General features: G+C 53.4%; 10 protein-coding genes. 9 read left to right on the top strand and 1 reads right to left on the bottom strand.

Annotated features, from left to right (window positions below; all coding sequences use genetic code 11):
• Position 1 precedes the first annotated feature (1 nt).
• The 8 genes from B9A24_RS12800 (at position 2) to rplS (ending at position 8,525) form a co-directional block, all read left to right on the top strand.
• Positions 2–2,884, top strand: a complete 2,883-nt coding sequence (locus tag B9A24_RS12800) for a putative LPS assembly protein LptD (RefSeq protein WP_143434926.1) — start codon at positions 2–4, stop codon at positions 2,882–2,884.
• 212 nt (positions 2,885–3,096) lie between these two features.
• The gene (gene panB / locus B9A24_RS12795; protein WP_084446415.1) at positions 3,097–3,912 is read left to right on the top strand and encodes a 3-methyl-2-oxobutanoate hydroxymethyltransferase; all 816 of its coding nucleotides are present in this window, start codon (positions 3,097–3,099) and stop codon (positions 3,910–3,912) included.
• Between the two features lie 93 nt (positions 3,913–4,005).
• A complete protein-coding gene (locus B9A24_RS12790) occupies positions 4,006–4,713 on the top strand; it encodes an RluA family pseudouridine synthase (RefSeq protein ID WP_084446414.1) in 708 nt (235 codons plus the stop codon).
• Between the two features lie 331 nt (positions 4,714–5,044).
• Complete coding sequence (locus tag B9A24_RS12785; RefSeq protein WP_084446413.1) at positions 5,045–5,800, top strand: acyl-CoA desaturase; 756 nt, start codon at positions 5,045–5,047, stop codon at positions 5,798–5,800.
• Positions 5,801–5,989: 189 nt separating this feature from the next.
• Positions 5,990–6,532: a 30S ribosomal protein S16 gene (locus tag B9A24_RS12780; protein ID WP_084446412.1), complete on the top strand. Its 543-nt coding sequence runs from the start codon at positions 5,990–5,992 to the stop codon at positions 6,530–6,532.
• Between the two features lie 150 nt (positions 6,533–6,682).
• Positions 6,683–7,264 (top strand): ribosome maturation factor RimM, encoded by a 582-nt coding sequence (gene rimM / locus B9A24_RS12775; RefSeq protein WP_084446411.1) that lies wholly within the window; start codon positions 6,683–6,685, stop codon positions 7,262–7,264.
• 73 nt (positions 7,265–7,337) lie between these two features.
• Positions 7,338–8,015, top strand: a complete 678-nt coding sequence (gene trmD / locus B9A24_RS12770; protein ID WP_084446410.1) for a tRNA (guanosine(37)-N1)-methyltransferase TrmD — start codon at positions 7,338–7,340, stop codon at positions 8,013–8,015.
• Positions 8,016–8,168: 153 nt separating this feature from the next.
• Positions 8,169–8,525 carry a 50S ribosomal protein L19 gene (gene rplS / locus B9A24_RS12765; RefSeq protein ID WP_084446409.1) on the top strand — a complete coding sequence of 119 codons (357 nt, stop codon included), beginning with the start codon at positions 8,169–8,171 and terminating at the stop codon, positions 8,523–8,525.
• A gap of 84 nt (positions 8,526–8,609) precedes the next feature.
• Here the strand turns inward: rplS and B9A24_RS12760 are convergent, their stop codons facing one another.
• The gene (locus B9A24_RS12760) at positions 8,610–9,029 is read right to left on the bottom strand and encodes a hypothetical protein (RefSeq protein ID WP_084446408.1); all 420 of its coding nucleotides are present in this window, start codon (positions 9,027–9,029) and stop codon (positions 8,610–8,612) included.
• 147 nt (positions 9,030–9,176) lie between these two features.
• On the opposite strand from B9A24_RS12760, the gene B9A24_RS12755 reads away from it, so the two are divergent.
• The gene (locus B9A24_RS12755) at positions 9,177–12,143 is read left to right on the top strand and encodes a M1 family metallopeptidase (protein WP_084446407.1); all 2,967 of its coding nucleotides are present in this window, start codon (positions 9,177–9,179) and stop codon (positions 12,141–12,143) included.
• The last annotated feature ends 4 nt before the right edge of the window (positions 12,144–12,147 follow it).

Here is a 12,147-nt window from a genome sequence, read left to right as displayed (position 1 = left end):
CTTGAGTTATTCTTGCCTACTTCCCCATCCGGGTCGGCTGGTGCCGCTGCTGGCGGTTGTGCTGCTGGTGCTGAGTATCAGCGGCGCCTGGGGCCAACAGCGACGCCCGGCTACCCCCGTGCCCGCCGTCGTGCCACGCGTCAACTCTGACGGGCGCCAGACGACGAATGTGCTAGCCGACACAAGCCGAGCAGCGCGTGGAACGCGCCTCGTATCGGCTATTGATACCAGTGCAGCCGGCGACTCCCTACGCGTTGGGGCCGAAGTGAAGGGCGATATCAAAACCACGGTTAAGTATTCGGCGAAAGATTCCATTCGTTTTGATGTCCAGAAAAAGGTCGCGTATCTCTACGATGAAGCTAACGTTGACTACGGTGATTTATCGTTAAAGGCGGCCCTCATTACCGTTGATTACGGCCAAAACCTGCTCAAGGCGAACGGTGCCCCCGACTCCACGGGCAAAGTGCAGGGCCGGCCGGTGTTCAAAGACGCTGGGGGGCTTTATCAGGCCGGTTCTATCAACTACAACTTCAAAACGCGCAAGGGAAAAATTGCCGATGCCGTTACGCAGCAGGGTGAAGGCTACGTGCACGCTGGAATCGTGAAGAAGAATGCGCTGAACGAGATTTTCGGCCGCAACGGGCAGTACACGACGTGTAATCTGGAGCATCCACACTTTCATATCAACGCCACCAAAATGAAGGTAATTCCGGGGGAGAAAGTGGTAACCGGCCCTTTCAACCTCGTGATAAGCGATATTCCGACCCCGCTGGGTTTTCTCTTCGGCTACTTTCCAACTCCGGGCAAAAGTCGGGCATCGGGCCTTATTTTCCCCACATTCGGGCAGTCCGCCGACCGGGGCTTTTTCCTGCGTAATGGTGGCTACTACTTCGCGCCCAATGAGTACATTGGCCTCCGCCTAACCGGCGATGTATATGCTGGCAATGCCGAGGCATTCGGCGGCTTTGCCTTGCGGGGCGAGATGCAGTACATCAAGCGCTACAATTACAACGGCCTGTTAAGTATTGATTATACGCAGCGCCCTGCTAATCTTATTCTGCGCTCGGAGGCGCTCAATACCAACCAAGAGTTCCGGCGGCCGCGCAGCCCCAAGACTATCTGGATCAACTGGAACCATACGCCCACTCCCCGGCCCGGTGGGGGGCGTTTTTCGGCGAGCGTGCAGGCTGGCAGCACCGATTACAACCAGCAAAACTCCTTTGATACGCGGCGCTACCTCACGCCTTCGTTTAATTCCACGATCAGCTACCAAAAGCAGATTCGCAATTCGCCCATCAACTATTCCCTTCAGCTCAGCCAGAATCAGAATACCCAGACGGGTGTCATGAATTTTGTGCTGCCAGATGTGTCGGTGCAGGTAGCGCGGCAGTACCCGTATCAGTGGTTCGGGCTGGAGCCTAAAGGGATTTTTTACGAGCAGTTCGCTATATCCTATAACCTCATTGGTCGCAATGAGCTAAGCAACCTGGAGCAGCCTCGCTTGCTGAATGGTGGCATTATTCCCGTGATTGGCGGCACGCGTGAGGGCCGTACCATTCCCTTCGATTTCTCGAATCTGGCGCCTTTGCTAAATAATTCGCAGCCCACTGTACAGCACCAGTTCGGTATTACCCTGGGTAACTACACAGTCCTGAAGTATCTGAGTCTTAACCCTACGGTCAACTACGGAGAATCCTGGTATTTCAAACGTCTAAATTATAAGTTCGAGCCCGATGCGCAGGCCGTACGTATCGACACGGTTTCTCAGTTCGGCCGCTTGTACAATTATTCCGGCGGGGCCAGCCTATCGACCAATATCTATGGTATCGTGCCGATAAAAGGGGCTAAAATTGAGGCTATTCGCCACAAACTCACGCCGTCGGTTAGCTATAGCTACACCCCTAATTTTTCCCAAAACGACAATTTTTACGAGTCCAATCTGAACTTGGGGGCTCTTCGCGATGCGCAAGGCCGCTTGTACAACCAGTTTGGCCAGCAGAACGACATCACCCGCAATCCGATAGCGTTCAGCCGCTTCATTGGGGCTACGGCGGGCAACCCGAATGGGCGGGCTTCCAGCGCGCTGTCTGTTGGATTACAGAATCAGATAGAAATGAAGGTCCGCTCCAAAAATGATACGACCGGCACCACTCCGTTTGAGAAAGTAAGCTTGATTGATGGGCTGGACTTTAATACCGGCTACGACTTTGCCGCCGACTCGCTCAACCTGCTACCGCTGGCCGTTACGTTCCGCACCCAGGTAGCCAAGAAGCTGAACATCGTGGTGAACGCCGGCTTTGTCTTCTATCAACGCGACTCCACAGGCCGGTTTATCAACGAATACCTCTTCAATCAGCCGAAGCGGCGGCTGGCCCAGCTTACCACCGCTACTCTGAACTTAAGCTATCAGTTTAATCCGGCGGCGGGCACGAAAAAGTCTACCGTGGAGCGTGATGTGGCCCCCGCTAATGACCCTGTATTGGGTAATCCCGTGCGCGTCGACCCGTATGAGGACTATGTTGACTTTGATATTCCCTGGGAGCTGAGCACGTCCTTTGGTGCTACCTACCAAGACCCAGGCCCAATACCAGGCCGGCCCAACCGACCCCGCGCCGACGCGCTTACGGTCGCATCACTTAACCTGAGCGGCTCGGTGAAGCTCACCCAGAACCTGCGTATCGGCTACAGTAGCGGCTATGACTTCCGCAGCAACCAGGTTTCATTTACTTCCCTCGATTTTTACCGTGATTTGCACTGCTGGCAAATCAGTGGCAGTTGGTTTCCCTTCGGTATCCGCCAGGGCTACAACGTAACTATTGCCGCCAAATCAAGTCTGCTGCAAGACCTCAAGCTTAACCGCAACCGCACTTTCCAGAATCGGTAAGGCTGGGGGGCAAATTCAGTTTCCATCCTCGCGCTTGGAACCGTTTTAGTATCATTGTGCGGCCATTATGCACGTAGCGCGGCAATCTGTTCCGCGCCGGGCACCGCAAGAGGCTACGCGTCTGCGCGACATCGGATTCTCGCCTGCGGCTCGACGCGGAACGGATTGGCGCGCTACCATCACCAAAACTTCTCCTAAATTTCTCCGCTCCCATGTCCCAGCACAAAGAAGTTAAGCTTGTGACCACCCACCAGTTGCTAGCCATGAAGCAGCGGGGTGAGAAAATCGCTATGCTCACGGCCTACGACTTTTCGATGGCCACCCTGCTTGACGGCGCGGGCATTGATGTGCTGCTGGTAGGCGACTCGGCCTCCAACGTGATGGCCGGCCATGAAACGACTTTGCCCATCACGTTGGATCAGATGATTTACCATGCTTCCTCCGTGGTGCGGGCCGTAAAACGGGCATTTGTGGTGGTGGATATGCCTTTTGGCTCGTATCAGGGCAATTCATCGGAGGCGTTGCGCTCGGCCATTCGCATCATGAAAGAATCGGGTGGGCACGGCGTGAAGCTGGAAGGCGGCGCTGAAATCCGGGAGTCTATCACGCGCATACTTACAGCTGGTATCCCAGTCATGGGTCATCTAGGCCTCACGCCCCAAAGCATTTACAAATTCGGTACGTACACCGTGCGAGCCAAAGAAGAATCTGAGGCCCAAAAATTGCTTGAAGACTCACAGCTGCTGCAAGAGCTGGGATGCTTTGCACTGGTGCTGGAAAAAATCCCGTCGGCTTTGGCTAAGCAGGTTGCTGAAACGCTCACTATTCCGGTTATCGGTATCGGCGCTGGCCCCGACGTTGACGGGCAGGTGCTGGTAGTTCATGATATGTTGGGTATCACCAAAGAGTTTAAGCCCCGTTTCCTGCGCCGCTACGCCGAAATTGGTGATGTAATGCACGATGCCGTACAGCGCTACATTCAAGATGTAAAAACGCAAGACTTTCCTTCGTCCGAAGAAGCCTACTAGATTTCCCAGAACGGTTCGTTCTTCCCTCCTCGGCCTCAGTGTTATAGTGCTGGGGGGCTTTTTTAATAATTATTACTAGTCAATTAATTCCGCGTGACTCGTCCGAATTTATGGTCAGAACAGAAGGAGATTCTGTTTGAAGACAATCATCTGCTTATTATTAATAAGCCGGCCGGCTTGCTCGTACAAGGCGACTCTACCGGCGACGAACCGTTATCGGTAAAGGCCGCGGAGTATCTGCGTTTCAAATACAAAAAGCCGGGTGCGGCCTTCATAGGTGTGGCGCACCGCCTGGACAGACCCGTGAGCGGCGTAGTGGCCCTGGCTAAAACCTCGAAAGCCCTGAGCCGCCTCAATGAGATGTTCCGGGACAATACTGTGCACAAAACCTATTGGGCGCTGGTAGGCAAGCGCCCCGAGCCAGCCAACGGCCACTTAGTGCACTGGCTCGTCAAAGATCCTATTCGCAACGTTACCAAGGCATATTCCACCGCGCATCCGCAGGGCCAGCGCTCCGAGCTGGACTATGAAGTATTAGGTCAGGCTGGCTCGCGCTATCTCATTCAGGTAAACCCCATTACGGGGCGTCCACATCAGATTAGGGTGCAGCTCGCCACCGGTTTGGGTACGCCCATCGTGGGTGATGTGAAATATGGCTTTTTGGCACCTCTTCCTGATGTGAGTATCGCCTTACACGCTCGGCGTCTGGAGCTGGCGCACCCCGTCAGCAAGGAGCTGATGACTTTTGAGGCTCCGCTACCGGCTATCGCGCACTGGGAGGCAGCGAATGCATATTATTAAAAGCCAGTGCTTTCAGCTTTTTCCAACTTTTTGTTCGTTTGTGAGTTGAGGAGTAAGTATCATGACTGAAAGCTGTCACAACAACTGCTGTTGAGCCTGCCAAAGATTTTGTAATAGAATAGAACCTAAGGTATCAGTAATGACGCTTACTTGTTCTTGAATCAGGGTGAAATAGCACCTGAACAATATTTTGGCCTTTTCGGTCTATTTATTGACCCTACGCAGCTCTGGCTGTAGGTTTGTACTCGACATCTGAACTAAAGTCAACCGTGTAGACTTTTGCGAACAACCTTCTAGTTCTGACTCCTCTGATATCCAACACCCCTGCTTTATGCCCATACTTGTCTTCTTCGTTGCCCACTACTACCTTTCGCTGTTCACCCAGACATTTTATCTACACCGTTACGCGGCGCATAAAATGTTCACGATGAACAAGTTCTGGGAGAAGTTCTTCTACCTCTTTACGTACGCTTGTCAGGGATCCTCGTTCCTGTCGCCGCGGGCCTATGCCATCCTGCATCGGATGCATCACGCGTACTCCGACACCGAGATGGACCCGCACTCGCCCCACTTCTCATCCAACCCATTTGCGATGATGTGGAAGACGAAGGTCATTTATACTGACCTGCTTAAGCACAACGTAGAAGCTCCTGAGCGGTTTGAAGGTGATTATCCAGTATGGGAAGCCGTAGAAAGCTTCGGCAGTCAGTGGTATTCACGTCTGGGCTGGGGTACAGCTTACGTGCTGTTCTACATCAACTTTGCTACCGCTTGGTGGATGTATCTATTGCTGCCGGTTCACTTTTTGATGGGCCCGTTGCACGGCGCTATCGTGAACTGGGGTGGCCACAAGTACGGCTATCAGAACTTTGATAATCACGATAAGTCGAAGAATACGCTGGCTCTGGACTTTCTGGCTTTTGGTGAACTGTTTCAGAACAACCACCATAAGCTTCCCTTGCGCGTCAACTTCGGTGTGAAGTGGTGGGAGTTTGACCCTACCTACGTGTTCATCTGGAGTATGGATAAGATGGGCGTTATCAAAATCAAGCGTAAGCAGCAAGTTCCGGTGCGCGTTGCTGCTTAGTTTATCTTAGCCAATAGAAAGGCTGTTTCGGAAACGAGGCAGCCCTTTCTTTTACCTTTTAATAAGTGACAAAGCCAAGTAATCAGGTTGAATCTTATTAAAGGGGTTTCAATTGGGGCCAGTTGTGCGTACCTTTGCGCCTCACTTTCAATCAGACGGACGGGTTCCGTCGCTTAACCAACTAGGTTTATGGCAGTTAAAATCCGCCTCGCCCGCCGCGGCCGCAAGAAAGCCGCGCAATTTGACATCGTAGTAGCCGACGCCCGCGCCCCCCGCGATGGCCGTTTCATCGAGAAAATCGGTACCTACAACCCGAATACCAACCCAGCTACCATCAACTTCGACGGCGAAAAAGCTTTCGATTGGATCATGAAGGGTGCCCAGCCGACCGATACGGTGCGCGCTATGCTCTCGTATCGGGGTGTATTATACCGCAAGCACCTCCAACTAGGTGTTATCAAAGGTGCCATCGCTCAGGACGTAGCTGACGAGCGATTCACTGCTTGGAAAGAGCAGAAAGACGCGAAGATCGAAGGCAAGCTTACAAGCCTGGGCACTGCCAAGGAAGAGACTCGCAAGCAGCAGCTTGCCGCCGAAACCAAAGTTAAAGAGGCTCGTGCCGAAGCAATTCGCAAGAAGCAGACTCCTGCTGCTGAGCCAGTTGCCGAAACTGAAGGCGAGACGGCCGAAGCAGCTGCTCCGGCCGAAACAACTGAGGAAGCTGGCGCCTAAGTTTAGTTTAGGAGTTTAAACGTTTGAGAGTTTAGGAGTTGTTGTCTCGCGGCTTGTGTCGCGGCAGCTTCTCCTAAACTCTCAACTTTTTTCCCGCGAAGGCTCTCTTTTCTACCTCTTGCGCGTTCACCTCATCACAATCCCTATCTTATGACTATCGACGAATGCTATCAGCTCGGCGGCATTGGGAAGACACACGGCTTGAAAGGCTTCGTTGTAGCTTTCTTGGATGTAGACGACGTGGAGGCTTACCGTAAAATGAAGTCCGTGTGGCTGGAATTGCCCCCCACACCCGGCAAGCTGACGGCTTTCGCCGTGGAGCGAGTACAGCCTCAGGCGGCTGACCGCGTGTTATTAAAGCTTAAAGGCATCGACACGATAGAAGCGGCCGAGCCTTTGCGGAATGCGAAGCTTTACCAGGCGCTTGAAGAGTTGCCAGAGCTTGAGGATGACCAGTTTTACTTCCACGACGTTATCGGCTACCTCGTTGTTGATGAAACGTTAGGTGAGCTAGGTATCGTGGAGACGTTCTACGAGATGCCCCAGCAAGACCTGATGGGTATGCGCTACCTAGGGCAGGAAGTGCTGATTCCGGTCGTGGATGAGTTGGTTTTACACGCCGACGAAGCCGAGCTTAAGCTACACGTTAGATTGCCAGAGGGCTTGCTGGATGTTTACCTCAAGCCGTCTTCCCGGGAACGTGACGAGCCTGATGAGTTCATCGAACCGTAGCTAAAAAAGCCCCCAGCGCTTAATCACCGCTTTATTTATAGAACCTAGCTTCACTGCCAACGGCGGTGCTACCATGCGCCTCGATATAATCACCTGCCAGCCTGATTTATTGGCCAGTCCCTTTGCCCACTCCATTGTGAAGCGGGCGCAGGATAAGGGTTTGGCTGAAATTCACGTCCACGATTTGCGGCGCTTTGCTATTAACAAGCACGGGCAAATCGACGACTACGTATTTGGCGGCGGAGCAGGGATGGTATTGCGCGTAGAGCCCATTGCGGCTTGCCTGGACGGACTCTTAACCGAGCGCCGCTACGATGCTGTCATTTATATGACGCCAGATGGAGAGACGCTCAGGCAGCCGCTGGTAAACCGCCTGTCGCTGACCGAGAACGTCATCATCCTGTGCGGGCACTATAAAGGCATTGATGAGCGCATCCGGCAGGCCTACATCACGCACGAAATCAGCGTGGGTGACTACGTGCTCAGTGGCGGCGAGCTTGGGGCTGCCATTCTTACTGATGCTATCGTGCGGCTCTTGCCTGGGGTACTTGGCAATGAAGAATCAGCCTTAAGTGATTCTTTTCAGGATAATCTGCTGGCTCCGCCGGTATATACGCGCCCGGCGGAGTGGCGGGGCCAGACCGTGCCCGAGATTCTGCTCTCGGGTAATACACCTCAGGTTGACATCTGGCGGCACGAGCAAGCCTTGGAAAGGACTCGCCAAAGACGCCCTGATTTATTGGATGAGTAGCCAGCTAACCCCTGTATACGCAGCCGTTTGGCCCTTTCAGCATTTAACTCTGCAATAAGTTTGCCTTCCTCAAAACAGAGCGCTATATTTGCGCCTCTTTTACCCGAAACCACTCGGACGGCGGCGCCGTCCTATTTTTAGTTTTTCCCAGCCATGAGCGTACTACTCGATTTTATCCAGCAGGAATCCCAGGAGCGCCGCGCCAGCTTCCCCGCTTTCGCCGCCGGCGACACCGTTAATGTTCACGTGAAGATTCGCGAGGGCAACAAGGAGCGTGTTCAGCAGTTCCAGGGTGTTGTTATTCAACGCAAGAACCCAAACTCCAACGGCGAGACTTTCACCGTTCGTAAAATTTCGAACCAAATCGGCACCGAGCGTATTTTTCCCCTTCTGTCGCCCAATATTGACAAGATTGAGGTAGTGCGTCGCGGTAAAGTGCGTCGTGCTCGTTTGTTTTATCTGCGTGGCCTGTCGGGCAAAGCAGCCAAGATCAAAGAAAAGCGCGGCTAAGCCCGGCTTTTTTAAGCGTACAAAAAGCCGGCTCCTATCAAGGAGCCGGCTTTTTGCATTTATATAAATTCGATTAAGTAGCTATTAGCCGTTCGAATTTTTCAAATCCTGCTCGGGAGTAGAATTGACATTAGGGTTTTGCACCTGCTTGGCTGCCTTCAGCAAGGCTTCACCCAAGTTGGTTACTCGCTGGGCAGTGTTTGGGTTTTCAGCAAAAATGGCTGCCTTAAGCGTATTCTCACCCAAACGTCCCATTAACTGACCAACGAGTTTATGATCGATGGTGCCGCTGTTGAAGTGGGCCTTCAATGCCTGCAAATCAACTACAATCTGGTGTAGCTCCGGGTTGTTGACCTCTTTTACATCCTCAATCCAGCGCTGAAGCACATTGTCGAAGCCGGCGCGCGAGGCTTCTTCCTGTAAGTCATTATTCAGGTTATTCACCGCGCCATCTAGGTGGTTTTGGTGCTGGGTATCGTCTTTGGGGATTTTATTGAAAGACATAGGTAGGGGGTGTTAATCCGCAGGGCGGATAGTGGAACTGAGTTTGAGAAAACGGGCCGCCCGGCAGAAAGGTTGTGACACGGCATTTTGAGGCCGACCACGTACTTTCGTTCTATATTTATTCGCCCCTTATTCTTTCCTCCCCGCATGAAAAAGTTATTAGCCAGTTGCTGGCTTGCTTTTCTTCCTCTGGCACTTTCGGCCCAGACTACTTCACCTGGCGATTATTGGCAGCAGGAAGTCAATTATTCCATTAATGTCACCCTTGATGACCGCCAGCATACGCTCACGGCCCAGGAGGAAATACAGTACACCAACAATTCACCCGATCAGCTCACCTTTATTTGGTTTCACCTCTGGCCCAATGCCTACCGCGACAACACCACGGCTTTTGCGAAACAACAATTGCGCAACGGCAGCAGCAAGTTTCAATTTGCCCCCCAGGACCAGCGCGGCTTCATAGATCAGCTTGATTTCAAAGTAAACGGCCAACCCGCCACGCTCAGCTTCGACCCGGAGCACGCCGATATAGCGAAGCTAGCGTTGCCCCAACCCTTGGCACCGGGGGGCAAAATTACAATTACAACCCCTTTCCGGGTGAAGATTCCCGCTTCGTTTTCGCGCTTTGGCCACGTAGAGCAGTCGTATCAGATAACGCAGTGGTACCCGAAGCCGGCGGTGTACGATAGCCAGGGCTGGCACCCGATGCCCTACCTGGATCAGGGCGAGTTCTACTCCGAATTTGGGTCGTTCGATGTGCGCATTACCCTGCCCTCCAATTACACGGTGGGCGCTACCGGCGTACTGCAGAATGCCGAAGAGCAAGCCCGCTTAATGCAGCTAGCGACCACCGCTGCCGCTAAAAAGCCGGAAGACTACGGCAAAGACCTCACCTTCCCCGCCTCCGCTGCTGAGACGAAAACTTTGCGTTATGTGCAGGATCGTGTGCACGACTTCGCCTGGTTTGCTGACAAGCGGTTTAATGTGCTCAAGAGCGCCGTTACGCTGCCCTCGGGCAAGCAGGTGGATACGTGGGTGCTATTCGTGAATAAGGACGTAGCGAAGTGGATAAAAGGCCTGCAAGATGTAAACGACGCTATCACTTACTATTCGCAGTGGGTGGGTGAGTACCCATATACCGCCGCTACGGCCGTAGATGGGGCGCTGAGCGCTGGCTCGGGTATGGAGTATCCTATGGTAACCGTGACGATGCCTTCAGCTATTGTGCACGAGGTAGGGCACAATTGGTTCTACGGTATTTTGGGCTCTAATGAGCGAGCTTTCCCTTGGCTGGATGAGGGCGTGAACTCCTATATCGAAAATCGGGTGGCTGAGCGCGACAATCCGAATGCGGGTATGTTTGAAAGTGTCCTGAAATCGGGCAAAGCCTCTACTATTTTGGGCGTAGAAGGCTTGAATGCTACGGCTCTAAATCAGGTGCCTTACCAAGCCTCCGCCAGCCGGGGCCTCGATCAGGCGGTAAGCGGGCCTGGCTCGGCGGAGTACGGCAAAATCAATTATGGCATTATCGTGTACGGCAAAACGGCTTCCCTGCTCAAGTATCTGGCGGGGTATCTGGGTCAGGAGAAGTTTGATGCCGCTATGCGTGCCTACTACCAGCGCTGGCAGTTCAAGCACCCTACTCCTGCCGACATGCAGGCCATTTTTGAAGAAAGCACCGGGCAGCAACTGGATTGGTTTTTTGAGAATATGCTTCAAAACACCACTCGCTACAACGCCGCTGTAGGTGATATAGAGGTAACGAATGACCAGGTAAAAGTGCTGGTTCGCAATGACTCGCCGGCCCCCTTCGCCGTGCCGGTATCTACTCTCAATGCCCAGGGTCAGGTTCTTGAAACGCAATGGACGCCCGTATTTGGCAGCGGAGAAGAAGACGAGGCAACCCAGCTTGACTTCCGGCGCGAAGGTGTTGCCTCCGTCGTCATTGACCCAACCTACCTTACGCCCCAGCTCAACCGCCGCGATGACAAGCTCAAACTAGGGGGCAATTTGCCCCGCCTGGAGCCGCTGCGCTTGCAGCCGTTAGCCGGCGTGGAGCGCTGGGACCGCGCCGCCATCAACTGGGCGCCGGTGCTGGGAGCCAACACTTCCGACAAATTTATGCTGGGCGCGGCTTTCTATAGCAGCCCCTTGGTACCAAAGCGCCTGAGCTACCTGGCTATGCCAATGTACAGCTTTAACCGCAACGAACTGAACGGTATCGGCACGCTCAATCTGAACATTTTGCCCCGGCAAACCGCCCGGCAACTCGTTACTGGTGTTACGGTGCAACGTTTTGAGCGCTACGTGAAAGTGGAGCCCAGCTTGACCCTGACCTTGCCTAAGTCGGCTTATAATGCCCCCCAGCACACGGTGCAAATCGCCAACACGTCCGTGCGCGATGAAGACTTTGATGTGACCAGCAGCATCCAGACCTTGTTCTACCAAGTGCAAGCCGGCAACGCCCTGCAAACCTGGTCGGCCAGCGTGGAGCTGAACAGGCTTACTCCAGATTTATCAGTAGAAAATTCATCGCTACAGGCCACCTTACTGCGCGCTTCGGCTTCGTACAGCCGATATTACTCGCCGAAGAAGCGCGTGCAGGCGCGGCTCTTTGGAGGGCGTTTTTTGCAAAAGTCTAACGACGCGCCATTCTTCATTGGCCTGAGCGGCAGCCCTGACTACCGTCGCCAAACGGCCTTCCTGGACCGCCATCAGATCTCGGATGCCTTCACTGCCCAAACGCATCAAACTGACGACCGCGACGGTGCTTTCAAAGGCTTTATTCCAGTAAATAGCCAGCGCTGGCTTAGCACCCTCAACCTGCAAGCCGATCTGCCGGTCACCGGCCTTAGCGTGTTTGCTGACTTTGGTGTTACGAAGGAAGATAATACACTCTTCGGCCGCCGTGGGGGGCAAAATCTCTTCTACGATGCGGGCCTTGTGGTGCCGGTTATCAAAAATATCTTCCAGTTTTACTTGCCCGTAGCTGGTTCTCAATATGAGAATGGCTTGCCCAGCAGCCGCAAAGATTTCACCGATCAGATTCGCTTTGTGTTGCGGCTCGATCAACTCAATCCTTTTCGCCAGCTCGATGAGCAGCTGGCGAAATAAGCGC

Origin of the sequence: Hymenobacter roseosalivarius DSM 11622, from assembly GCF_900176135.1 — a bacterium.
Lineage (GTDB): Bacteria > Bacteroidota > Bacteroidia > Cytophagales > Hymenobacteraceae > Hymenobacter > Hymenobacter roseosalivarius.
Note: the sequence above shows the minus strand (reverse complement) of the source record. Positions and strands in the feature narration are given on the sequence as shown.

Bases quoted from the DNA above. Each gene is read 5' to 3' on its own strand.
- B9A24_RS12785 (WP_084446413.1), top strand. From the start codon at position 5,045: ATGCCCATACTTGTCTTCTTCGTTGCCCACTACTACCTTTCGCTGTTC.
- rimM (WP_084446411.1), top strand. From the start codon at position 6,683: ATGACTATCGACGAATGCTATCAGCTCGGCGGCATTGGGAAGACACAC.
- B9A24_RS12760 (WP_084446408.1), bottom strand. From the start codon at position 9,029: ATGTCTTTCAATAAAATCCCCAAAGACGATACCCAGCACCAAAACCAC.
- B9A24_RS12780 (WP_084446412.1), top strand. From the start codon at position 5,990: ATGGCAGTTAAAATCCGCCTCGCCCGCCGCGGCCGCAAGAAAGCCGCG.
- trmD (WP_084446410.1), top strand. From the start codon at position 7,338: ATGCGCCTCGATATAATCACCTGCCAGCCTGATTTATTGGCCAGTCCC.
- B9A24_RS12755 (WP_084446407.1), top strand. From the start codon at position 9,177: ATGAAAAAGTTATTAGCCAGTTGCTGGCTTGCTTTTCTTCCTCTGGCA.
- rplS (WP_084446409.1), top strand. From the start codon at position 8,169: ATGAGCGTACTACTCGATTTTATCCAGCAGGAATCCCAGGAGCGCCGC.
- panB (WP_084446415.1), top strand. From the start codon at position 3,097: ATGTCCCAGCACAAAGAAGTTAAGCTTGTGACCACCCACCAGTTGCTA.